The following is a 23410-nucleotide window of genomic DNA, read 5'->3' as shown; positions in this document are numbered from 1 at the left end:
TTATAAAATAAGGCAAAAACTTCCACGGCGAAGAGAATACACGTCAGTGTGCAAGAAGACGCTTGGGTGGGCAAGGCTTACCTACTCCGTGCCCTACGAGGGTTCTGCATAGGTCTAAGGCGTTACTCCCCTTTAAGGGAGATACTCCGTGATGTGAAGAGAAAGGAAAGAGGTTTTCTCAAAGCGTTGACAATTTTCTTCACTCCTAGTTTCATAATGTTTAGTGCACCATTAACATCGCTACGAAGTTTATGGCCAAAAGTACAGTTAACGACCCTCTAGGCCTTCTCTTTACTTTAACGTTATGGTAAGCGCAGAGCCGTGAAGTATTGTACTCAATCACTAGGTACGTCTTTACGCCGTACTCGTGGAGTTTGTTCACTAATGCGCCAACTTGCGAAAAGACCAAATTTGAAGTGAGCTTGTTACCCTTATCCTGAGAGATGAAGTAAGGATAACCCCGCTTAAAAGGCGAGGTTTGTCTTCTTATTTATCAGAGGACGTCCTGGGAAGAGCTTGCTCGTAATAGATGGAGATATCAAGTCGTTCCCAGAGAGCGTAGAACTGAGCTTAGCCTCTACTTCAATGTCCTTAAATACCTCTTCTGCTCTACGAGTCTGTAACGTTAGGTTTAGTCTTTCCAGGTCAGAAAGAATGTTAAAGTCTTTGCCTCTAAACCATTTCATGAGACCTTCTTCGATAACAGGAAATAAGCTTTTTCCCTCCTTCAAGATGTGTGGATATAGTGACGCCATATGGATAAAAACGTCATAGTAAATCACTTCCATGTAATTTGATTTATTGTATTCTTATGAACGCAATAATTACCCAGTTAAAATATTCCTACGTGTCCCTTCCTAATAGTGCAAAATGTATCGACAAACTTTACCTTCATAACGGCACTATGACCGCACATCCTTCAAGGCAGAAAACGCTACTTTCATAGCTCTACAGTCGGATGCAGTAAGATTATTACCTTATTTACATTATGCTCAAACTTATTTAGTGAATTGGCAAGTGAATATAGATTAATACCTCCATTACTTACCACAATGGCGTCGTTATAGTTCCTGGATAGATAATAGTTCATCCTTCTATCCATTCAGGGTATTACAATCTTGGCCATACCGCCTTCATGCAATATATAGTTGCTATAGTTACAGACTAAAAACCGAAGGCCCGTGACATATAGAAAGCTATATCGCTTAAGGAGAAAGCATCGTAGAAAAATGGTAAAAAAGAAAAACAATTACCTTAATCGTTGGGGGGAAAGTATAAATCTATTGTAGGAATCACGTAAAACTCCATTTGCATTACTGACTGATTTAAGAGCTTAAATACTACGACTAGATCGGTATTGAGTAATAGAGTATTTAATGCAGCAGCCGATTTTGGTGGGCCACGAAGTAGGAATGTTACTTTTCCTCCAGAAATTTCGTTTATTGTAAGCATTTTAATTTTTACTCCGAAGGTGAGATAACTAGAACCGTCCTCATAGAATACTGTATCATTTACGATTGACACATTAGCTAGAGGAGTATTAAAGAACGCACTTGGTACTGTACTCATTTCATCTATTGGTACGTAAAGTAAGAACCAATCCTTCATTGCTTTAACTTTAGATAAGTTTAGTAAGACAAAAGCTGTAACTAGGGTATAATTGCTAGTGTTAAAATAGTAGAACTTGATTCCATTTTTTATTATGAAGGAATAGTTACCTACTACAGGCGGTTGAATGTAGTGAGGAACAGAAGCGAAAGCAGGGCTATTAAGTTCAGAAACATTAAATGAATGGCCCGTAACTTTTTGGACAACACTATATAGGAAGGCACTCTCAACAACTACTACTGCAATTAATATTAACGAGACTGTTTTCCAGGTGTTCATAAACAAATCACCCACCTAACCTAAACAGACCCCACAGGTAAACAAACCTCCCATCCCACACCACATCCCACACCAACACATGCCTCACTCCGAGGGAAGGCGGTCTCCCAGTAATGCCCAATTGTCATTACTACAAATTGAATTGGATATGCATTAGAATAGTAGCCATTTGACCCCTCTGCAGCAGGTGTTAATATAATTGTATTTGTAGGCCATATCCAATCAGTCTGTGCTACTGGATTGGGGCCAGACTGATTGATAGCCCACTTCCACTCCATAAAATAATTCATATTAGCACCCGGTGGCAAATACGTTTGACCTTCAAGTCTATAGACATAATATGTTTCTGCGACACTTGAAGTAATACAACCACTAAATGAATTGAATACATTAATCGCTACCTTTGCAGTTGCAGTTGTAGTAACACTTCCAGTCATGTCGCATTCCCAATAGCCACTTGGATATACGCAATAGATAAAAGTATTAGGCGGTAATTTAGTAATGTTTATGTACTGAACCATCGTAGGTCCATTAGGATCAGACAGCCCACCGTCATCTTCATACCAACATCCGTTAGCCGCTACACTTCCAAAATTAACCACAATTATGGGCAACTGCGTTACGCCAGATCCCGTAATATGAGTACCATTCGCGTAATATACGTTTAGTCTATCTTCAGTTATATGATGTGGATTACTGCCGTTGTATACAGCCCAACATGTTGAAATCACGGTTCTAACATTCTGTGTTTCTATAGGGGGATTTGTGGTTCCCGTGCTTGCATTTGTTATAGTCGTCGCTAATTGAGATAATATTAAGATGGCAAACACCCCCAACAACCCCATAACTTTGTGGAGATACTTCATTTCATTTTTATTTATATAGTCAACCTTTTTTTCCTTAAAAAGTTTTTATGATACACGGATCTCTTTATTCACGAAATAAAAGGATTCATGTTTAAAGTATGATCTATTTTTAATATAACAATGCGTTAAATTTAAAAGAAAACAGAGAAAAATTTTTATATAATATTGAACTTGATTTCCTATCTAATTAATACTGGGTCTGATAAGTAATAAGACAAACCTCGCTTGGCGGGTTAAGGTTTTAACATGAAAACGATTTCCTTTTATGGAACTTTCTTTGGTGAACTAAAGATGAGGAGCCAGATTACTCCCGCAATGCCGGAAGCGTCAAAACCGCAGTTGTGAGGCTCTTCCCTAGTGGGTAAACAGAGGAAATTGAGGAAGTTGGCAGACGCAACAGCAAAGCTGTGGAACGAGATTAACTACGATAGACAACAATCAAGAAAAGAAAGTGGACCTCAATGACGCGTGGGAGAAGTACAAGAAGGTTCTAGGAGTTAACGCTCAAGCAGTTTTACAGAAGAACAACTTGGTCGTCCTTCTTCTCCTTACTAAAGAAAGACCTACCGTTCGTGAATCACGTCTTATCGCCAAGCTATTGGAAGGCGGTAAGAGGAAATTAATCCTAGTAGTTAGGCAAGATCGCTACGAAGTTGACGAGGAAAAACGCGTCATCTCTCTGAAGGATTGGGAAATGAAGATGCCCTTTGAAGGTAGGTTAAGGTGGTTTGGAGTACAAGGTAGGCTGGAGATTCACGTTGAAGATAACAACTTTTACGCCCACATTTCGTTGACGTTGGTAGGACTGTAGCAAAGAAGAGCGGTAAGCCAATGAAGGACTCTCTCGTCGTCCACGGCGAAAGAGAAAAGATTCAGTTGAGAAGCCTAAAGGTGACAGAGTAGCCTCTATTGACCTTGGCGTAAACGCGTTGGCTACTGTCGTTGTTGAGAACGTACTGTTCTATTTTATAGGGGTTCAGCAGTTAAGAGCGAACTTCTACTTTTCAGGAGAGGATCGCGAACTCGACGAGCTGAAGAGCTAGGCTGAGAAGGTTAATGAATTAAACGCTAAGGAAGAAGTACTGAGGGAAAGGAAAAGGCTTTTCTCGAAGATTCACCTAGGCTTCATCATTTACAGAACTTTAGCATCTCACTTGGCTAACTCTTTGTGGTCTCTCGGCGTCTCCACAGTTTACTTGGGCTATCCTTACTTCATTTCTAGGATGGTAACAAGCTCACTTCAAATTTGGTCTTTTCGCAAGATGGCGCATTAGCGAACAAGTTTTACGAGCACGGCGTAAAGACGTACCTAGTGATTGAGCATAACACTTCGCGGCTCTACGCGTATCACGGCGTTAAGGTTGACAGAAATCCCAAGGGGTGTCGTAAACTTCACAGCGACGTTAGCGGAGCGTTAAACATCGTGAAACTAGGAGTGAAGAAGATTGTCAACGCTTTGGCTCTTTCCTTTCTCTTCACATCACGGAGTATCTCCCTTAAGGGGGAGTAACGCCTTAGACCTAGGCAGAACCCTCGCAGGGAGGGGAGTAGGTCAGAGATCTAGTGAAATCTAATTCATCGATAGGCTGAACGTAATTGATATTTTTATACCTATGTAATGGCACTATATGTGTGAGCTACAATTTTATTTATCTCCATAAAATTCAACTTTATATCAAAACAACCAAATACCAAAACAACCAAATTGTTGTCCACACACGGCTACAGATAACTGAAGTAGTAAATTCAGGAGTACTTTAGGCCTTTCTCTTATTATATTCGTTAATGTTGCTAATTGTTTCCTCGAACAAATCTTACACTATCAAGAAAATAAAAGCCAACTATGAGTATAATAGGAAATAAAGCCAAAACTTAACGAGTTATTTGCGAGTTTTTATGGATAAGGAGAGCTATAACGGCGTAATACACGAGTCACAGAGATTTCAAGGCACAAATCTCAAAGGCAAACTCATTATGGTAGAGGGAAGGAGTTTAGGTCCGTTTATCTCGAGTCTTAGCTACTAAGGGCCTATTTTACGTATTTGGAAGCGCCCGTATTTATCGGAATGCCTCTCTCTCCTCACGGGTTTAAAGACTTCTGTGCACGTACAAAAAGCCCCCAGTAATATTAAAATTCTATATCTAGCTAAAATATAGCGGGGATTTATTTGGTGATTAAAATAAACGACCTCGCAATTCCCACCTTAGACGACGTGGATTTTTCAGCCAAGAAAGTACTGGTGAGAATAGACGTCAACTCCCCAATAGACCCTAAGACGGGGAAGCTCCTCGACGATTCCAGACTTAGGGCGTACAACAGCACCATCAAGGAGCTCGTCCAGCGAGGCAATTCTGTAGTCCTCATCTCCCATCAGGGGAGGCCAGGAGATGACGATTTCGTCTCTTTGAGGGAACACGCTGAGGTGCTCTCCAAGTACCTAGAGACCAACGTTGAGTTCGTGGAGGATGTGATGGGGCCATACGCTAGGGAGAGGATAAAAAAGATGGGCAAAGGCGACGTAATACTTCTAGACAACGTGAGGTTCGTATCAGAGGAGCTAATAGAAGCCTCCCCGGCACAGCACGCCAAGTCCTACTTGGTTAGGAGGCTTTCTCCCCTTTTCGACGGTTACGTTAACGACGCCTTTGCCACTGCCCACAGAAGCCAAGCAAGTCTAGTCGGTTTTCCGGTCGTGCTCAAGTCGAGTGCGGGCAGACTCATGGAAAGGGAGATATTTGCGTTGGCTAAGATATTCAACCCCGAGGACTACCCCAAGGTCTTCGTCTTGGGAGGCGGGAAGGTCTTGGACAGCGTGAGGATTATAGAGAACTTGGTGAAGAAGAGGATGGCCGACAGGATCCTAACTGGAGGGCTTATAGCCGAGCTCTTCGCCGTGGCTAAGGGCCTGGACATAGGGAAGGAGAACATGAAAGTCCTAGAAAAGCTAGGCATCCTATCCCTAGTCCCCAGGGCAAGGAAGATACTCCTTGCAGGGGGTCCGATAGAGATCCCAGTGGACTTCAAGGTGGAGAAAGACGGCAACGTGATGGAGGAGCCAGTAAACAGGATAACTGGGGTTATAAAGGACATAGGCAGCACAACGGTAGGGATATATTCCTCCTTCATTAAGGAGGCTAAGGTCATAGTAATGAGGGGGCCAATGGGTGTGATAGAGGATGAGAGGTTCAGTGAGGGGAGTAAGAAGTTGCTCGAGGACGCCCTTGAGAGCCCAGGGTACTTGATCATAGGTGGAGGCCACATGATAAGCGTGTTGGGCAACGCTAACGTAAACTCCTCCAAAGTACACGTCTCTACTGGGGGAGGAGCACTGCTTTTATTCTTGGCCGGCGAAAAGCTACCAGCCTTAGAGGCTCTCTCAATTTCAAGTTAGGGGATGAAAGTATGATAAGGGTAGCCGTAAACGGTTACGGGACGATAGGTAAGAGGGTAGCAGAAGCAGTAATGCTACAGCCAGACATGCAACTTATAGGGGTAGGGAAGACTAGCCCAAACGCAGAAGCAATAATTGCGCAAAGGAAGGGGATTAGGATTTTCGCCCCAGAGGATTCACTGAAGAAGTTCGAGGAGTCGGGGATCAGAGTGGAGGGCACCATACAAGACATGGTGAAGCTTGCGGACGTCGTAGTTGACGCCACCCCTAACGGCGTGGGCGCAGAATACAAACCACTTTACGAATCTCAAGGTAAAAGAGCCATATTCCAAGGGGGAGAGAAGCCAAACGTAGCAGAGGTATCCTTCTCCTCGCTATGCAACTACGACGAGGGCATAGGGAGGAAGTACATTAGGGTAGTTTCGTGTAACACCACCGCGTTACTGAGGACCATCTGCACCCTCTCCAAGGTTGGAAAGGTAGAGAAGGTAAGGGCTACTATAATTAGGAGGGCAGCGGACCCTAAAGAGATCAAGAGGGGTCCCATAAACTCCCTAGTGTTAGATCCAGCTTCTGTACCAAGTCATCACGCAAAGGACGTGAACACCGTGCTGAAGGACCTCAACATAATTACCACCGCTGTGATAGCCCCCACAACGCTAATGCACGTCCACTCCTTGAACGTTACCTTTAAGGAAAAGGTAAGCAAGGAAGACGTCATCAACGTGTTGCTCAACACTCCAAGGATAGTGATGGTTAGTCCTAAGTCGAAGGTTTCCTCCACTGCCGAGGTAATAGAGGTTGCAAGGGACTTAGGTAGGGCAAGGAACGACATAAAGGAGGTAGTTGTGTTTGAGGACTCCGTCTACGTCAACGGAAACGAACTAATCTTAACTTATGCCGTACACCAGGAATCCATAGTAGTCCCAGAGAACGTTGACGCGATAAGGGCAATACACGGCATACCGGCGGGGGAGTCCATTAGTACCACTAATAAGACCCTCGGAATAATTGGGGGATACCTAATATGACCTACGAGCCTACCTACAAGGTAAGCTTATGGTTTAGGAGAGTGCTAGTGCCTATCGACGGATCAGAGAACAGCATGAGGGCGCTGGACCTAGCTGAGGACTTCAGCTTGAGATACGGCTCTAAGGTTACGGTGATCTATGTGTGCCATAACTGCGACGACGCTGAGGTCATAAAGAAAAAGGTGGAGGAAAGGATTGGCAATAAGATAGAGTACGAGCTCAAGGTGGTTAACGCGGGAAAGGATTCCAGCGTAGCTAACGAGATACTGAAGGCAATTTCTGAGGACACATACGATGCCGTAATACTGGGGGCCAGGGGTACATCAGTAAACAGCGACATTAACATAGGCTCTACGGCGTTGTCAATAGTAGTTAATGCCCCCATCACAGTCATAACTGTCAGATGATCAATGGTATAGTCTTTGAGGACTTCAGGTCGACGTTGAAGGCGTATTTCACGTCAAGGAACTTGCTCCTAAGCTCCAAGACCTTTCTCTTTATTTCCTCGGGGTTCTTTCCTTCTACTGTCTGTTTCATGAGCTCAGCTATCTCCTCCATTTCCCCTTCCTTCATTCCGTACCTTGTCATCTCCTGGACTCCTATCCTTATACCGCTTGGGTCGTTTACAGCTTCGGGAGGGTCATAGGGAAGGAGGTTCTTGTTAACGATTATGTTGACGTTTTCAAGCATCTTTGCTACTTTAGCTCCTCCACCGAAGTTCTTCACGTCTACTGCTATCTGGTGGCTCTTAGTGAAGCCCAGATGTTCAGCGATCACCTTGAACCCCCTCTCCACTAGGGCCGTCGCCAAGGCCTTAGCGTTCTTGACTATTTGGCTTGCGTAGTCCTTCCCAAAGTACTTCATTTCTATCGCAGTAACGGCTGTTGCCGGGAGCCTGTGTAGGTGGTGGTTGCTTACAAACCACGGGAAGATCGTCCTAGATACTTGTTTATACAACTCCTCGTCGTTGGTAACCAACAGTCCTCCCTGGGGCCCTGGGAAGGTCTTGTGAGTCGACGCTGTCACGACGTCGGCTCCATCTTCCAGGGGGTTTGGCCATACCTTTCCAACCACTAACCCATAAACGTGGGCAGTGTCGTACACTAGCTTTGCGTTGACGGAATGGGTCGCGTCAGCTAGTTCCTTGGTAGGGTGTGGGAAGAGGAAGAGGCTAGCTCCAAGGACTACAAACTTGGGCTTTATTTCTTCGATCATCTTCACTGCCTTGTCTACGTCTACGTTCATCTTGTCAACGTCAAAGGGCATTTCTATGTGCTCTATTCCCAAGGCGCCAAGAGTTCCATACTTAGTGTGGCTAACATGAGCCCCGGCCTGCACCCTGGTTATTAGGGCCTTATCCCCTGGATTCGCCAGAACCCTGAAGACAGCTGCGTTGGCAATTGTCCCACTTGTTGCTCTTAAGTCGGAGTACTTACTGGGGGTAATCTCGTTTATTAGGTCCATGGTCATCGTCTCTATTTCGTCAACGTACTTAGTCCCTTGGTAATACCTCTTGTACGGCTTTCCCTCAGCGTACCTTGACATGAAGTCGCTCATGTAGACGGCCTCAGCCAGTGGGCTCATGACGTTCTCAGAAGCGATAAGGTTTATTGTTTCAGTCCTCCTCCACTTGTTCTGTTCCCTCGTTATTTCAATTACCTTTTCTAGTTCCTTAGGAACATCCATGGGGAAAAAGAGGAAAGAAACAAATTAAGCTTTTATGTTTCTGCCTAGTCTCTTGTGGGCTCTCCCCAGTTCCTTATTTGCCAGAGCGGCAAGCAAGTTCAACTCCCCTGCTAATACGGCTGCAGCTATGATTTCAGCGAACTTTTTGGCGTTAGCCCCTGGAGGATTACCGCTCCCCTCAACGCCCATGATGCTCAAGGCCTCTCTTTGGGTCGGTAGCCTAGTCCCACCCCCCACTGTGCCTATTTCGAGCGACGTCAACGTCACAGACACGTAGAGGTCTCCGTCTCTTACCTCAGTCCACGTGTAGCCAGAGCTACTTTCCACAACTTGTGCCATGTCCTGCCCTGTAGCAAGGAAGATTGCAGCTATTATGTTGGCGAAGTGAGCGTTAAACTGGAATACGTTTCCAGCCCTTGCGCTCCCCAGCCAGTTCTTCCTCAAGTTGACCTCGTGGATCAGTTCCGCGGTAGTGTGAAGGTCTTTCTCCACTACCTCCTTGGGTATTGTTATCTCCGCTGACACCGTTTTTCCTCTCCCAAAAACGCTGTTTACCATGGACTGCTTCTTGTCGCTGCACATATTTCCGCTTACTGCGACGCATTTTGCGCCTCTGAAGTTCTCCTCAATGTACCTGCACACTTCCTCTGAAGCTAAGGTGGCCATGTTCATCCCCATGGCGTCCCCGGTCTCAAACACTAGCCTTAACCACACGCTGTTGGCAAGGGAAAATATTTGGACGTCCTTTAGCTTACCGTGGGACGTTGTGCTCTCCGCTACTTCCCTTATCTTTTCCATGGACGAGTAGACCCACTTCACGAAGTCGTGGGCGTCTCTAATGGACTTGAACTTGAACACTGGGGCCCTAGCCATTCCGTCGAAGAAGATTTTGGTAGTTACATCTCCTGCCTCTCTGAGGGTCTTCATACCCCTGTTTACGCTGGCTATTAGAGCTCCTTCAGTAGTAGCTAATGGGACGAAAAAATTCTCCCTTAGCGTAGTCCCCGTTTATCTTGACCGGGCCAGCGACTCCAAGGGGTACCTGGACTCCACCTATCACGTTTTCGGCGTTTCTCCCCTTCACTTCAGCGTAGTCTATGATCGTGGAGCCAATTGACGGTAGCTTCGCTCCCGTCATCCTCTCTAGGGCTAACCTTCTGGCTACCATGGCGGCGTTTGCTTCGAGGTAATTGTCAACTTCGTGTAGGGAAATTTCTCCCTTAACGACCTTTTCCACGATTTCATCTATTTGGCTCATTCTCCACCAACCTAAACTTGACGCCATACTCTATTAAACCATTAGTGGAGTCTGCTCTAATCCTCCTTATGGTGGCCTCAACTCTAGCTCCGTCTCTTAAGTTTTCGTCTACGTCCGTTAGCGGTGCCACGATCTCAATTCCCTCGTCGAGCTTTATCAGCCCAATATAGCTTGGCTGCACCTTTTCCATTCCAGGAATGGACTGGTAGTTCACGGTGTAACTAACCAATGTTCCCTTACCTGACAGCTTAACCTTTGTGACCTTAGTAGAGCCGCACTTGTTGCACACATTTCTGGCTGGGAACATTACGTTACCACATGAGGTGCACTTGGTGGCAATTAGCCTGTACATTGTTTCCTTGTTTCTCCATACTTGGGGTGGGAAGATCTTCATCCTTTCTCACCTGGAGAGATATGCCAAGAAGGAACTGTAACCCAAGTCGTCAGTGGAGACCACTAGTGCCTTCTCTGCTCCTTGGACCCTCCTCCCTGGAAAGTCACCGGAAAGTTGCATTGCGGCCTCTATTAGCTGGTATATTCCCGTAGCTCCGCCAGGGTATCCCCTAGACTTAAGCCCTCCGCTGAAGTTAACTGGTACTCCCTCTACTTCCTCCAGTGACCTACCCCTAGTGAACCCCAGCTCCTCAAGTATTAGCGCAGCCTGTATGCTATAAGAGTCGTGGATCTCTAGGTAGTCGAATTTGGGCTTGCCCATCTTGGCGAATGCTCCCCTTAGGCTTGGGATTCTGTCCATCTCCAAGTGACCCGAAGAGGAGGACACTTCCTTAACCTTTACGTCGCCTTCTCCTATTTTCTTCGCTACCTCCTCCGACGCCAATAGGACTGCTGCCACCCCGTCTGCCCTAGCTGCGGTATCGAAGAGCCTCAAAGGCTCAGAGACGAGTTGGGAGTTCTTTGCAGTGTCTCTATCAACCTGGAACTTTAGGTAAGCGTAGGGGTTTTCGGAACCGTACTTGTGCATAAGGTAAGGCCAATTGACGAAGTAGTCGTAATCGACGCCGTATTTTTTCATGTAGCTTTTCATCCTGAGTGCCGAATAGGACTGTGGGAGTATTCCAACCCTGCTCTCGTACTCCTCCTCCATGTTCTGCAGGAGGATCTCGTTAAGATAGGAGCTAGGAAAATCGGATAGCTTCTCTGCCCCAATAATTAGGGCGGTCTTTACGCTACCGCTCTTGATCATTTTATAAGCAGTGTAGATAGAGGCTCCTCCACTTGCGTCTCCGCTTTCAACTCTAAACGAGGGGGAACCGAACCCAAGGGCTCTTGTGATCTTTGAGGACAATAGGACCTGGTTAGCGGTCTTCTCAGAGTAGCCGTTGGCTATCAGCACGACGTCTGGTTCAACTTTCTCCTTGAGGTTCTCGAATAGGCTCTTCGCCGCTGCTAGTCCCAGTTCAGTCAAACTGGCTTCGTAATACCTGTCTACCCTTATCATTGAATACGAGGAAACAACTACTTCCATCATTCGTACACCTTGTACTTGTTAGTGTACTTAGCGTAAGTGGAGTAGCTTACTAATTTCTTGTTCTGTATGTAGTACTCTACCGATGGGCTCAGCTTCTGCCTCTCGAATACTTTATCGGTCACTAGGAAGCTATAGGCATCCGCTCCAGCCCCGCTACCGAAGGGAGCTACCAGTATCCTTTGTCCGGGCTTGGCCATGTCAAGTACCTTGGCAAAGCCAAGAAGTGCAGACGCGTTGTAAGGGTTTCCTATATACGGGGAGACGAGTCCCTGTTTTACCTTCTCAGCCGGTACGCCCAGCTTTTTGGCAACTTGAAGTGGGAACTTGCCGTTTGGCTGGTGGAAAACGAAGTAGTCGAAGTCAGACAGCTTTAGTCCAGACTCCTCCAAGAGCTTGTTGACGGCGTTGATTATGTGGGCAAAGTATGCAGGCTCCCCAGTGAATGCCTCCCCGTGGAGAGGATATGGCATTCCATCCCTCCTCCAAAAGTCCGGCGTGTCAGAGGTATACGAGGCTACCGCCTCAGCTATAGCGACGGACTCGTTTGCCCTTCCGACAACGAAGGACACTGCTGCCGCCCCAGATCCCAACTCCAAAACGTCACCAGGGTTAGACTGAGCAGTATCAGAGCCCACAACTAGAGCGTATTTGACTTGCCCTGCCTCTACCATCGAGAGTGCCATCTTTAGCCCAGCTGAGGCAGCCCTGCACGCAAACTCCAAGTCTGCTGAGAGGGAGAAATTAGAGATGCCAAGCGCGTCCACTAAGAAAGAGGAAGTCGGCTTGACCGCATAAACCTTTGACTCTGAGCCGAAAAGTACTACTCCTATTTCCTCCGGGTTTACCCTAGCCCTGTTAATAGCGTTAATTGAGGACTCAAATGCCATCGTAGTTGAGTCCTCATCTGGGCCCGGGACGGACTTTTCGGAAAACCCCAATGTCTTAACAACTTCGCGCTCTTTTCCCCAAGTTGAGGCTATTTCGTCGACTCTTACTCTGAATTTAGGAACGTAACTTCCCCAACCTACTATTCCGCTAGCCATCTTTTCTATGCTGGAAGCCGTTTTTTAAAACTTTTCTACAATTGTCTATACCCCTATAGACAGTTGTCGATAAAAATAAAAACACTGGCAAATTAAAAAACTCGATGATGAGTCCAAAAAACTCGACTTGTGAGAGAGCCCAGCTCACTCTGAACTCCTATCAGCGTAGAACACTTGGTATTTCCTCGGTTTTAGATTGTCCACTATGAACTTGAACGCCGCCTGAGGGTCACTGTTCTCCCCGCACGTGTATACGTCAAGCGTAGCGTAGTTGTACTCGTTCCATGTATGGAGAGCTATGTGGCTCTCTTCCACGAGCGCTATAACAGATACTCCGCCCTTCTTGCCTCCGAAACTCCACGCCTTAACTTCCACGAGGTTCATCTTAGCTATCTTAACTGCCTCTAGAACAAGTTCCATTAGATATTCCTTGTCGTTCAGTATCGAGGGATCTATGCCATATAGGTTCCCAAAAACATGCTTCCCTATTATTCTATCTTCTGTGTAGAAAGGAGTTTGGAACGAGGCTTGTTCTGACATCTTCTTTTCTTGTGCCCCCTTGCTAAGATTCAAAACCATGAATTTATAAATCTGACTTTCGTTTTTCTCCTTGGAGATAACGATTTCTGCTCTAAGGTAGTATTACGAAATCCGTACAATCCCCTGAGGCACCACGAGTGCATTACTGTGCTAGCAGTTTCAAAATAGTGTGGCGGACCCGGCGGGATTCGAACCCGCGACCACCGGCTCTCTTCGTGGCTTAGGAGGCCGGCGCTCTATCCTGGCTGAGCTACGGGTCCACTCCTTTAATAAAGATAACAGCCCGTTTTAAATGTTTTCTCGGCCAAGTAACGAGCTAATCTCGACCAATGGGATGTTGCTGTCCTTCAAGAAATCAAGGAGAAGGTTTGCTACCTTCTTGGCCTTCATAGCTACGACGAAGTCGTTGCTTACTACAGCCTTGTTTCTCAGGATGACCTCTTTGTCCGTTTTTGTCGTGGTAAGAGCCCTAATGCCTCTCCTTCTGAGCTCGTTTGCTATTTCCCCACTGTGGCTTACCTGTGAATCTAGGAGTATCTCAAACACGATCCCCTTCCACTCACAGTACTCAGAGAAAAGTATCAAGACGTCAAGGACCCTATTGTCTCCCTTTTTCTTTCCTAGCCCTAAATCCCGGATTAGCCCATCGTCACATAGGAAGGCCATGTCGTTGTCGATGGCGTTGAGCAAGGTGATCGCCACGTTAAAGCCGTCAATTACCACTTCCTTCTCTTGTACCATCTTTTTCCTAACTTGGGATATCTCTTCCTCGCTGTGGACGCATCTGTAAAGGAGTAGCCTCTGAAGCTCGTTCAAAAAATACCTTGAGGAAATTACGTTGAGGGCTACCTCCCTACTGTAGCCCCTGTTTAGAAGGTACTTGTAGTCCTTAAGTGCCTCTCTTAATTCCCCGCTTAATAGCGTCAATTACCTCACTTTCGTTGAGCTTAGCAAAGCTCACGTTACAGTACGTTCCTTTTCCTCCTCCCTTTCCCCCCAACTTCCTCAAGTTCTCGAGTATCCCGTCGACCTTTAAGTCGTTGGACGTGGCTACCTCTAATACGTACCTGCCGTTGACGCCGTAGAAGTTAACAGCTACCCTGGAGGGCTCTAGCGTGAACCTCCTCATGACCTCCTTAGTGACCTCCTGGTCGTCTACTCCCTTTAGCACCAGTATCTGGACGCCGTCAAATACCTCCTTGCTCGAGTTCTGTAGGAGGTACTCTACGTACTTTCTTCTATACCCGCTCAGGAGCTCTTCTGTCCTCCTCTTTTCCTCAACGAACCTCTGTAACCTCAACTCTAATTGGCTCTGGTCCACTCCTAGGATCTCGGACACCTTGTTTACCTTTTCCTCGACTTTCCTCGCATAGTCGGACACCATGTCTCCAGCTACGTATTCTAGCCTTATTACACCGTCTTGGATTTTCTCCACGTTGGTTATCTTAATTGCCCCTATTTCGCTGGTGTTGGATACGTGAGTGCCTCCACAACTTTCCACGTCCCAGTCCTTAATCTCGAGTAGCCTTATTGTAGCCTTATTGGGGACTCCTCCTTCGTATATTGAGACCCCGAACTTCATTTCAGCTTCCGTCCTGTTCATCTCAATGGGCCTCACGGGTCTCCTGTCGTTTACGACGAAGTTTGCCATGTCCTCTAGCTTCTTCACTTCCTCTGGGGTTAGCATCTTGTAGTGGGTTATGTCAAGCCTAGCCTTTTCTGGGCTCTTCTCAGCTCCTGCCTGCCATACGTGATCCCCTAGCAACTTCTTCGCCGCCGCCAACACTACGTGTGTTGTTGTGTGGTGCCTCATTAGCCTATACCTCCTCTGCCAGTCTATCTCCCCCTTTACAGAATCTCCTGGGGAAACCTTTGGCTCCCTGTCTAGTACGTGTACTATTACATCGCCCACCTTCTGCGTGTCTACGACATTGTACTTCTCCTTATCTGCAATTATTACCCCCTTGTCTCCCAGCTGTCCGCCGCCCTCAGGGTAGAACACTGTCCTGTCTGTGACCAAGTAGTTCTTGTACACGCCTACTACCTTACCCTCAAATGCCCTGAGGTATTGGTCCTCGTAGTAAAGCTTCCTTGTAGGGGACAACTTAGATGCAAATTCGACCACGTCTTTAGGTAGCTTAGCCTTTTCCTTCTCCCCCTTAATCGGCGAGATCTGATGCCTCTTTGCCACTAGAGCGTAGAAGTTAAACGGTATCTGCACTTCCTTACCCTTTTTTTTGAGCTCCTCCGCCACGAACTCTGGGGGTATCCCTTGAGAATCGTAAAGCTGGATCAGATCCTCAGTAGTTATCTCCTGTTTCCTTGCCAGGGAAGAGGCTATAGAAGACGCTCTGTTCACTGTCTCCCTGAACTTCTCTTCCTCGTTCTCGATAACGTCAAGGATGTACTCCTTGTTCTTTAGGAGTTGCGGGAAGTCCTCTGCCCAGTAGTTGATCTGTTCTAGTACTAACTCGGAAAGTCTGGCGTCGGATCCAAGCATCTTAATCGTCCTTAAGGCCCTTCTAATCAGTAGCCTCCCCAGGTAGCCTTCGCCGGAGCTTGAGGGAACTAGCCCATCCGCGAGCATCATGGCGACAGTCTTTGTGTGATCAAGTACTTGGAACACCCTAGCTGCCCTAGTTAGTTCCAGGTCTACTTCCTCGTACTTCTCCCCAACTGCCCTGGCCACCTCCTGCCTGTGGATCTTTATGGTTTCCGGGTGGTCTGTATCTATCCTGCCCGCTAGCTTTGCAGCCACCTTAAGCATTTCCTCGTTGACCGGGGGTTGACCAAGCTTCTTGAAGAACGTGTAGACCACGTTGCCGTATATGGCGTGGAACGAAGTGGGCGTCTTCTGCGTAAACCAAGCAATTCTCTCTATTCCGTACCCCGTGTCAACGATCTTCAGCTTTAAGGGAACGTATTGTCCGTCCCTTATCTCGTACTGCATGAACACTAGTGTAGCTAGCTCCAGACCTCCTACTGTGACCTCAAAGGAAGGGCCAGCGTTGCCTCCTCCTTCCCACCACGACTCCTTGAAATTTAAGAGCTCCTCGGGTATCTTAAGCTCCTGCGTAAAGAACTCCTTTGCGTACTCCACTGTCTCGTCCTTCCAGTACACGAACTTATCTGGGTAATTGAAGGCGTGGTGACCTCCCATTTCAAATGTAGTCAAGTGCCTTCCGAAGGTTACCCCGACGTTGTCCACGTCTTCCAGCCTTATGCAGGGCTGGGACACTACCAGGGGGTTTGCCGGAGGAGGTACCAGTCCACTGGTGACGTGAGGCTGGAAGTCCACTATGCTTGCAATGGTTAGGTAAAGGTCGTCCCTCCACCTTGCCAACACGGGCTTAGGGGGTATCACCTCGTGGCCACGCTTTTTAAAGAAGTTGAGGAACAAGTTTCTCGCTTCTCTTACGCTCAGCTTGAGGTCGGAAATGTTCATGTCAAGAAAGTCGTAGTCAGAGCAAGGTATGTCAGCGCAGTTATCTCTCTCTTTGTCCTTTGTCCAGAAAGGAGTCTTGCACGACTTGCATATCTTCCTAGTGTAGTTGTTTTCGAACAGCCTGACCCTGTACTCGCTTTCGCTTACGTGCATGAAAGAAAGGTAACTAAACGAAAATTAAAAAGTATGCATAAAAAAGTGTGAACTCTTTTTAGCCGAATAGGGAGGATAAGCCTCCAGCGATCTCTTCTTCGCTTGGTCCCTTCTTCTCCTCTTCCTCTTTCTTCTCCTCTTTGGCTTCCTTCTTTTCCTCAGCTGCAGCAGGAGCTGGTGCAGCAGCTACTGGCATGGCCGCAGCGTTCTTTAGTACCTCGTCTATGTTTACTTCCTTTAACGCAGCCACGACGGCCTTTATCCTTACGTCATCAGCTTGGACGCCGGCAGCCGTTAAGACGTTCTTCAACGACTCTTCAGTTATCTCCTTCTTTGCCGCGTGTAATAGTAAACTTGCATATATGTACTCCATATCTTATCACCTTAGTTAAGTTGGTGACCGTATAAAAAGCTTTGTTATCCGAATAGAGAAGACAAGCCTCCTCCGAGTTCTTCTTCGCTTGGTCCCTTCTTCTCCTCTTCCTCTTTCTTCTCCTCTTTGGCTTCCTTCTTTTCCTCAGCTGCAGCGGGTTTCTGCGCCACTTGTATGCCTAGGTTCGCCTTATCGTTGATAGCAGCTGCCAGAGCGTAGGCTTTGGCCATAGCCTTAGAGAACACAACGCTCGCCGTCTCCTTTGTCACGAAACCTATTTCCCCTGCCAAGTTCAAGGAGTACATCTGGGCCTTGGTTATGCTTATCTTCAGCACCTCTGGTACTGGGTACGCAATCTCAACTCCTAGGCCTAGGGCATTCCTGTAGGCCTCTAGCACTTGGGCCTTGTAATCGTCTACTTTGATCACCAGCTGGTCTTTGGGGATTACTAACCCTTCGTGGTAAGCGGCCTTTATTGCCAACTTTATGTAAACCGGCATTATACCCAGCTTTTGTAGTATGGGTATTGCCTCAGCCGGGATTGGGTCTCCCGGTTTGGCTATTACTGTGTCCTTTACTACTGCTATTTTACCGTCCTGAACTCTGGTCTGTACCTTTAGCTTGCCGAAAGTGCTCAGTATGGGACCTGCTGGCATCCCAGTGTCTCCTGCAGGGATTACCACTTCTTCCTCTGCTACGTCTCCTGGAACTGCGTATCTCTTCAGCTTAAACTTGTCTATGTTCAGCGCAAGTGTGAACGGGTTGTCGTTGCTGAACAAGAAACCGTTGGTTCCGGTCAAATATTGGTCTAACTTAGGTACGTCAATACCAGCCTCCTTTGCAGCCAGTCTGAATAGGGTGTTCTTAGAGACCTTTATGACCGAGTTCTTCCTGAACTTTTTCCTTATTTCGTGGAACTTATCAGCCGGAAACTTGTTGAGGTCTATGATGAGCACGGTATTATACGTCTTAAGGAGTTCAGTTAGCTCCCTTACTTCGTCCTTTTTCCACTGGGGGATTTTCCTCTGTTGTAAGGACATCATGAGCTATCACTTCAGCTTGATCTCCACTGGTTTACCCATTGTGGTTTTTATGTATATAGCTCTTACGTTAGATGGACCCTTAATCTTGGCCTCTATAGCGTTTAGTACTGCAACAGCGTTCTGGGCGAGGGCTTCAGGCTTCTGGTCTTCTGTGCCTATGAAAACTTGAGTCTGTGGTTGGTCTTTGGTCTTGACAATTGTAGACCTCTTGAACCTGAGAACGTACTCAGTAACATCTGAGGAGTTAGGTAAGGGAGTGGGGAACTTACCCCTGGGACCTAGGGCAGGTCCCAAAACTCTTCCTGCGATCGCCATGGACTCTTGGGAGATGAGGAACCAGTCGTTACGCGACGCCAACTTTTTCACTGCCCTTTTCTGTCCAGCTAGCTTCTGGAGTTCCTCTTTGCTCAAGATTACCTCTGGCTCCGCTTTCTTTGTGGACTCGGTTTGCTCAAAGGACGGAACCACTAGGACCTTCTTTGGCTTTGAAGGAGGGTTGGGCAAAACCACTATTTCCCTTAACTTTAGCTCTCCCTTCTTTATGTCCAGGTCCTTAAACGTTACTATAAGTTCCACGCTCTGCTTGAAACTCCTCTTTGGGTTGTTTTGCTCAGAAATGGCCAGGGAAACTGTCTCTGCTATTTTTTCCTGAGGAACGAGCATGATCAATCACCTTTAGCTACTTTCCCACTTCTCTTCATATTTAGATAATAAGTTATCGTATTTACCCTCCTCGACTTCCTTGACTAGGTCCTTAGGGCTCTTTCCATTCACTGTGAGCCCTATGGTATAGGCTGTGCCGAGTATTGACTTAACAGCGGACCTAAGTGTCTTAGCGGTGAGCGATGGTTTCTTAGTAATTGCCACGTCAATCACGTCCTCCATGGAGATGTTTCCTATTTTCTTGTGCATAGGGTCTCCTGACGGCTCTTGTGCGCCAGCTTTCCTCAAGAGGAGGGAAGTGGTGGTCGGGATTCCAACGCTGATCTCGAAGCTCTTCGTGTCCGTGTCTACTTCTATTGTGACTGGAACTGACATACCCTTGAACTGGGCAGTGACTTCATTTATCTTCTTTACTACCTCTCCTACGTTGAGCTTGTACTGTGAAAGGGTAGGGCCCAGAGGGGGGCCTGGCTTTGCGTTACCACCTTCAACTACTATTTTAAGCGTTTTTTTGGGCATACATTATCACCTTAACTCCTCTTCGAGGGCTTAACTTGATCTACGGGCATAGTTACTTGTAATGGAAAAGCCGATTCTAAAATATTTAACACTACTTCTCCCTTAGCTTGGTCGTATCTGACAACTTGCGCTTGCATCCCCCTGAAGGGGCCAGACACTACCTCTACGAGGTCGCCCTCCTTTACGCTCGGACCTGCGACCTTCTTAGCTATGAGCTTGGCTATGTCGTCCTTAGGTACGAGACCAGGGGCTATCCCCCTAACGTGCCTTATTCCAGTTATGAGGAGCTTAATGACGTGAGGTCCCCCAGCCTCAATTACGACGTAACCCTTAAGCCTGGGAAGTACCAAGATGGAGTAAACGTCCTTTAAGTTGTTTGTCCTCACCCTCTCCTCTAGCATCAATGCTACGTTTACTTCCTGCCCCCCAGTCACCTTAACCGCGTAGTAGTTCCTTGTTTTAGTCTCCAATCCCGTTCACCCAATGAGGTAAGTCACAGCCAACTGGATAAGGAAAGCTAGGACGCCAACGAATATCATGACTGCTAGGGTAACCTTTAAGTTCAGCATGAAGAGGTCCCTGTCTGGCTTTTTGGACACAGAGACTATCTTCCTCCACTCCTCTGGTAACTTTTTGATCTCCTCGATAATGTCCATATATAACTCATGGGACACTTAAATTATTAATTTAACGGAAAAGCCTTTCCAAAAACCAAGATGGGCTAAAGGGAAGCAAGTCATCGTACTCCTGGCCCACCCCTATGTAGATTACTGGTTTCTTCAACTCGTGGGCTAAGGACAGCACTATCCCTCCCTTAGCGTCTGCGTCCACCTTAGTGAGGATAACCGCGTCGTACCCTACGGCCTCCTCGAAGAACTTAGCCTGTTGTAGGGCGTCGTTTCCTGCCAGAGCGTCCAGCACTAGGATCCTGAAGTTGGGCTTGGCCACCCTCATGATCCTCTTTAGTTCCTCGGTGAGGTCCTTGTCAGTGTGCATCCTCCCTGCTGTGTCTATTAAAACTACGTCTATCTCCCTGCTCTTAGCTGATTGGATCGCGTCAAATGCAACAGAAGCAGGGTCACCGCCGTACTTACCCTTGACAATGGGGACCTCAAGCTTCTTAGCGTGGATGGCCAGTTGTTCCTGGGCAGCCGCCCTGAAAGTGTCCGCTGCGGCTATTATCGCGGTTAGTCCGTTTTTCTTCAAGAGGCTCACGAACTTCGCTATCGTTGTAGTTTTTCCCACTCCGTTGACGCCAAAGAAAACCACCACGAAAGGCTTAGGCGAATTCTTGATCTTCTCTACCACGTCGTAGCCTAGGGTATTAGAGGAGAGGATCTCACTTAAGGACTTTTTTAACGACTTTTTTACTAGCTCTTCTACGTCCTCGCTCCTGCTTACCTTCTGCCCTATCAATGAGTTCTTCAAGTCCTCTAGTATCTTGTCTGTAACCTCCATGGACACGTCGCTTTCCAGCAGCTCTAGCCTTAGTTCCTCTATTAGGTCAGCTATGTCCTCCTCCTTGATCTCCTTGAACCTCAGCCTGCTGAAAATGTTTATTCTGTCAGATAGTCTTTGCTTCTCTTGCTTGGCGGGCTCCTCTTTCTTCACTTCAGGGGGAGCAAGCTCTGGTTGTAAGGTAGGTTGGGCTACTTGAGCGTCCTTTTGTGAGGGGGATTTTTCTGGTGGCACTTGTGCGTTAATTTCGCTCTTCTGTTCAACCTTTTCCTGCTCAACTTTCTGTTCGGTTATTTGAGGGGGCTGAGGGGCCTCTTTCTCTTCTGTCTTTTCAGCATCTTCCTCTTTTCCAAGGAGTTTTTTAGAAAAATCAGAAAACGCTTTCTTTAGTTTGTCGAAACAAAATTATCCACCTTTTTGCTGTTGAGCTTGTATGCTCTTGAGGATTTCGGCTATCTGGGCGTAAGCGTTGGCACTCTCCGTTAACCTCTTGTTAACTTCTTGAAGTGAGGTATTTAACTCGTTCTCCCTTTCAGATAAGATCTTGACCGCTATGTCAGGCGTGACCTCAGCGTAATATGAGAGGCCCAAGTACACCAAGACCTTGTCTATAGACACTTGGGACGTCTTGAGCATTAGGAAGTTTCTCTTGTCCCCTGACAAGTACATCTCCTTCTGCGGGTTCTTGAGCTCCTCGAGGGCGTCCTTTGCGCTCTTGATGGCTGAAAGGGAGTCCAAAAGCTCAGCTTGTAACTTCTGTAGCTCGTCTATCTGCCTCTTCAGGAGGTCGGCTTGAGCTAGCAAGTCCTCCAAGGATATTACAGTCCTTCCCTTTTCGTCTGACATGGCTTTTCACATAATAACTTTGTTTAACTTAGAAATATCTCTTATGTATTTATCTGGAACATGTTCCGGGTTTACCTCTTTTACCTCTTCGATCTTAATGTTAGCCCTCTTGATCTTGTTCTTACTTCCAAAGTCGCTGTACAGCTTCTCTATAGCCTGCTTCTCGTTCAACGCCCTGACGTACTTCACGAACTTCTGCTTTGTCGGGAAATTGGTTACGTTAAATATCGCGGTTCCCCTTATTTCGTAAGTTTTCACTTCACTCATCTCAATCACCAAATGCTCTCTGGATTCTTAAAATCTCTGGACCCGTAGTAGATGTTCCTACTAACACTCCTTTATAGTTAGCGATTAATCCACTCCTTATGAACGCGCTACCGAAGTTCACGGTGCCAACCTCTATTTTCACCTTAAACAGCTTTGAGAGCTCATTAACTTCCTCGTCCGTGGCGTCTATGTGTACAAGCCCCCCTTTAGTGGTGACGACTCCCACTGAGCCCACGGTTATCACGTTGGCAATTGTGCCTCTCCTTATCTCGTCTACCTGGAGGGCCTCCTTTATCTCCTTTATCTCCGCGTCAGCGAGCTCTGGGTACACAAGGGCTCCCCTGTCGTTTGCCAAAATGATGTTGCCTAAGGCTGTGGCCCTCAGCTGGAGGACCTCAACCCTTACGTCCTTCGCCCTCTCCTTTATCTCCTTAATCTCCTCGTCCTTGGCTATCTTTGGCAGGAGTATGGCGTTGGAATTTCCATTCATGAAAATGCCAAGTAAAAAACTATTTGCTATGCTCGTCTCAATGATCTCGGTGTTAAGGTTGTTAACAATGGCCTCCTTAGTAGAGTTGTCGATGTTTTTTGGCACAAAAGTGTATTTATTGTTAGTAAATATGTAAACTCCTATGTTGTCCGTCCCAAAGACGCTGATCCTCTGGATATTCATTTCTCTTTAACTGCGTATTTCACTAAAAATGTTTTTTCTCCAACCTTTGTAACAACCACTCTGACCCTTGAGTCGACCTTCTCCTTGTTTCTTGCTATTATTGACGCCAGCACGGGGTCCAAGATTACCTTTTCCGCGCCGAAGTGCCTAGCAACAGTCTCCCTTATTATGCGTAGGGCCCTCCTTGCCCTATTCGTCCTTTTTCCCATTATTACCTTCCTCAAATTTATGACCATTTCGAAGTTGTCCTTTTCCTTCATGGTGTTACACCTTTAGGTCGTTTCTCCTCCAATCCCTCCTAATGGGGTTTAACCTAAATTTGCCATTTGTCCTGATAACCACCCATGCTGGAACGGGGCTGTTCGACTTTAATGCCCTTGCCAATCTGTTCTTTTTTCCAGCTGGCTTGTTCCTGCTCATTTCCATCCCCTTTCCCTGATCTGTATTTTGAAGTCCCTTTTATTTTGATTGGCTATTTGGGCAAGTATCTCCTTTAGCTCATCGTCGGTAATGGGCACTTGGATCCTGCCAGCTTGAGCTAGGGCTATGAGCTGGTCTTCTAGGGAGGAAGCGATCTCTGGCCTCACTAGCTTTACGTTGTTTAGCCTTTGCCTAGCCTCAGGCGTCAAGATGACCCTAAGTATTGCCTCCTTTCTAGCCTCTAACTCAGCCTTTCTGCGCTGCTCTTCCGCTGCTCTCTTGCTCTCAGCTTCTGCCCTCCTCCTCAACAATTCCTGAAGCTCCTGGTCTTCGTACTCGTCCGAGGAAGACATAGCCT

General features: G+C 46.9%; 29 protein-coding genes, 1 tRNA gene and 1 pseudogene. 5 read left to right on the top strand and 26 right to left on the bottom strand.

Annotation, left to right across the window (positions count from 1 at the left end):
- Positions 1-220: 220 nt before the first annotated feature.
- The 4 genes from MPF33_04870 to MPF33_04855 form a co-directional block, all read right to left on the bottom strand.
- A complete protein-coding gene (locus MPF33_04870) occupies positions 221-409 on the bottom strand; it encodes a transposase (protein MCI2414575.1) in 189 nt (62 codons plus the stop codon).
- A gap of 55 nt (positions 410-464) precedes the next feature.
- Positions 465-731 (bottom strand): hypothetical protein, encoded by a 267-nt coding sequence (locus tag MPF33_04865; protein MCI2414574.1) that lies wholly within the window; start codon positions 729-731, stop codon positions 465-467.
- A 523-nt stretch (positions 732-1254) separates the two neighbouring features.
- The gene (locus MPF33_04860; GenBank protein ID MCI2414573.1) at positions 1255-1887 is read right to left on the bottom strand and encodes a hypothetical protein; all 633 of its coding nucleotides are present in this window, start codon (positions 1885-1887) and stop codon (positions 1255-1257) included.
- Between the two features lie 20 nt (positions 1888-1907).
- Entirely contained in the window at positions 1908-2717 is an 810-nt protein-coding gene (locus tag MPF33_04855) for a hypothetical protein (protein ID MCI2414572.1), read from the bottom strand.
- Positions 2718-3204: 487 nt separating this feature from the next.
- On the opposite strand from MPF33_04855, the gene MPF33_04850 reads away from it, so the two are divergent.
- From MPF33_04850 to MPF33_04830, 5 genes are all read left to right on the top strand, one after another.
- Positions 3205-3564 (top strand): hypothetical protein, encoded by a 360-nt coding sequence (locus tag MPF33_04850; protein ID MCI2414571.1) that lies wholly within the window; start codon positions 3205-3207, stop codon positions 3562-3564.
- 435 nt (positions 3565-3999) lie between these two features.
- Positions 4000-4263: a hypothetical protein gene (locus MPF33_04845; protein ID MCI2414570.1), complete on the top strand. Its 264-nt coding sequence runs from the start codon at positions 4000-4002 to the stop codon at positions 4261-4263.
- Between the two features lie 661 nt (positions 4264-4924).
- Positions 4925-6145, top strand: coding sequence for a phosphoglycerate kinase (locus MPF33_04840; protein MCI2414569.1), 1221 nt, complete (start codon positions 4925-4927; stop codon positions 6143-6145).
- Between the two features lie 11 nt (positions 6146-6156).
- Entirely contained in the window at positions 6157-7176 is a 1020-nt protein-coding gene (locus MPF33_04835; GenBank protein ID MCI2414568.1) for a phosphorylating glyceraldehyde-3-phosphate dehydrogenase, read from the top strand.
- Positions 7173-7583: a universal stress protein gene (locus tag MPF33_04830; GenBank protein MCI2414567.1), complete on the top strand. Its 411-nt coding sequence runs from the start codon at positions 7173-7175 to the stop codon at positions 7581-7583. Before MPF33_04835 ends, MPF33_04830 begins: the two co-directional genes overlap by 4 nt.
- On the opposite strand, the gene MPF33_04825 is transcribed toward MPF33_04830, so the two are convergent.
- The 22 genes and pseudogenes from MPF33_04825 to MPF33_04720 form a co-directional block, all read right to left on the bottom strand.
- Positions 7576-8862 (bottom strand): serine hydroxymethyltransferase, encoded by a 1287-nt coding sequence (locus tag MPF33_04825; protein MCI2414566.1) that lies wholly within the window; start codon positions 8860-8862, stop codon positions 7576-7578. The two genes, MPF33_04830 and MPF33_04825, sit on opposite strands and share 8 nt — an antisense overlap.
- Before the next feature lie 24 nt (positions 8863-8886).
- Positions 8887-10120: pseudogene (hmgA, locus tag MPF33_04820) on the bottom strand (hydroxymethylglutaryl-CoA reductase (NADPH)).
- Positions 10104-10514, bottom strand: coding sequence for a Zn-ribbon domain-containing OB-fold protein (locus MPF33_04815; GenBank protein MCI2414565.1), 411 nt, complete (start codon positions 10512-10514; stop codon positions 10104-10106). Before MPF33_04815 ends, hmgA begins: the two are co-directional and overlap by 17 nt.
- Before the next feature lie 6 nt (positions 10515-10520).
- Positions 10521-11606 (bottom strand): thiolase family protein, encoded by a 1086-nt coding sequence (locus MPF33_04810; protein ID MCI2414564.1) that lies wholly within the window; start codon positions 11604-11606, stop codon positions 10521-10523.
- Positions 11606-12652 carry a hydroxymethylglutaryl-CoA synthase gene (locus MPF33_04805; GenBank protein ID MCI2414563.1) on the bottom strand — a complete coding sequence of 349 codons (1047 nt, stop codon included), beginning with the start codon at positions 12650-12652 and terminating at the stop codon, positions 11606-11608. The genes MPF33_04810 and MPF33_04805 overlap by 1 nt, the downstream gene beginning before the upstream one ends.
- 144 nt (positions 12653-12796) lie before the next feature.
- A complete protein-coding gene (gene speD, locus MPF33_04800) occupies positions 12797-13192 on the bottom strand; it encodes an adenosylmethionine decarboxylase (GenBank protein MCI2414562.1) in 396 nt (131 codons plus the stop codon).
- A 170-nt stretch (positions 13193-13362) separates the two neighbouring features.
- Positions 13363-13452: transfer RNA gene (locus tag MPF33_04795), tRNA-Arg, on the bottom strand.
- A gap of 28 nt (positions 13453-13480) precedes the next feature.
- Positions 13481-14119, bottom strand: coding sequence for a DUF434 domain-containing protein (locus MPF33_04790; protein ID MCI2414561.1), 639 nt, complete (start codon positions 14117-14119; stop codon positions 13481-13483).
- Positions 14082-16790 (bottom strand): alanine--tRNA ligase, encoded by a 2709-nt coding sequence (alaS, locus tag MPF33_04785; GenBank protein ID MCI2414560.1) that lies wholly within the window; start codon positions 16788-16790, stop codon positions 14082-14084. Before alaS ends, MPF33_04790 begins: the two co-directional genes overlap by 38 nt.
- Before the next feature lie 58 nt (positions 16791-16848).
- Entirely contained in the window at positions 16849-17163 is a 315-nt protein-coding gene (gene rpl12p / locus MPF33_04780) for a 50S ribosomal protein P1 (GenBank protein MCI2414559.1), read from the bottom strand.
- Positions 17164-17207: 44 nt separating this feature from the next.
- Positions 17208-18206: a 50S ribosomal protein L10 gene (locus MPF33_04775; GenBank protein ID MCI2414558.1), complete on the bottom strand. Its 999-nt coding sequence runs from the start codon at positions 18204-18206 to the stop codon at positions 17208-17210.
- Positions 18207-18212: 6 nt separating this feature from the next.
- Positions 18213-18869, bottom strand: a complete 657-nt coding sequence (locus MPF33_04770; GenBank protein ID MCI2414557.1) for a 50S ribosomal protein L1 — start codon at positions 18867-18869, stop codon at positions 18213-18215.
- Positions 18870-18881: 12 nt separating this feature from the next.
- Positions 18882-19388 carry a 50S ribosomal protein L11 gene (locus MPF33_04765; protein ID MCI2414556.1) on the bottom strand — a complete coding sequence of 169 codons (507 nt, stop codon included), beginning with the start codon at positions 19386-19388 and terminating at the stop codon, positions 18882-18884.
- Positions 19389-19399: 11 nt separating this feature from the next.
- Positions 19400-19858, bottom strand: coding sequence for a transcription elongation factor Spt5 (locus tag MPF33_04760; protein MCI2414555.1), 459 nt, complete (start codon positions 19856-19858; stop codon positions 19400-19402).
- A 6-nt stretch (positions 19859-19864) separates the two neighbouring features.
- Positions 19865-20044 carry a protein translocase SEC61 complex subunit gamma gene (locus MPF33_04755; protein MCI2414554.1) on the bottom strand — a complete coding sequence of 60 codons (180 nt, stop codon included), beginning with the start codon at positions 20042-20044 and terminating at the stop codon, positions 19865-19867.
- Positions 20045-20075: 31 nt separating this feature from the next.
- Positions 20076-20999 carry a signal recognition particle-docking protein FtsY gene (gene ftsY, locus MPF33_04750; GenBank protein ID MCI2414553.1) on the bottom strand — a complete coding sequence of 308 codons (924 nt, stop codon included), beginning with the start codon at positions 20997-20999 and terminating at the stop codon, positions 20076-20078.
- Between the two features lie 252 nt (positions 21000-21251).
- Positions 21252-21692, bottom strand: a complete 441-nt coding sequence (pfdA, locus tag MPF33_04745) for a prefoldin subunit alpha (GenBank protein ID MCI2414552.1) — start codon at positions 21690-21692, stop codon at positions 21252-21254.
- Between the two features lie 6 nt (positions 21693-21698).
- Positions 21699-21959 carry a 50S ribosomal protein L18Ae gene (rpl18a, locus tag MPF33_04740; GenBank protein ID MCI2414551.1) on the bottom strand — a complete coding sequence of 87 codons (261 nt, stop codon included), beginning with the start codon at positions 21957-21959 and terminating at the stop codon, positions 21699-21701.
- Position 21960: 1 nt separating this feature from the next.
- Positions 21961-22632 (bottom strand): translation initiation factor IF-6, encoded by a 672-nt coding sequence (locus tag MPF33_04735; GenBank protein MCI2414550.1) that lies wholly within the window; start codon positions 22630-22632, stop codon positions 21961-21963.
- Positions 22629-22892, bottom strand: a complete 264-nt coding sequence (locus MPF33_04730) for a 50S ribosomal protein L31e (GenBank protein ID MCI2414549.1) — start codon at positions 22890-22892, stop codon at positions 22629-22631. Before MPF33_04730 ends, MPF33_04735 begins: the two co-directional genes overlap by 4 nt.
- A 4-nt stretch (positions 22893-22896) precedes the next feature.
- Complete coding sequence (locus MPF33_04725) at positions 22897-23052, bottom strand: 50S ribosomal protein L39e (GenBank protein MCI2414548.1); 156 nt, start codon at positions 23050-23052, stop codon at positions 22897-22899.
- Entirely contained in the window at positions 23049-23405 is a 357-nt protein-coding gene (locus MPF33_04720; protein ID MCI2414547.1) for a DNA-binding protein, read from the bottom strand. Before MPF33_04720 ends, MPF33_04725 begins: the two co-directional genes overlap by 4 nt.
- Between the last annotated feature and the right edge of the window lie 5 nt (positions 23406-23410).

Source organism: Candidatus Aramenus sp. CH1, assembly GCA_022678445.1.
Lineage (GTDB): Archaea > Thermoproteota > Thermoprotei_A > Sulfolobales > Sulfolobaceae > Aramenus.
Note: the sequence above shows the minus strand (reverse complement) of the source record. Positions and strands in the feature narration are given on the sequence as shown.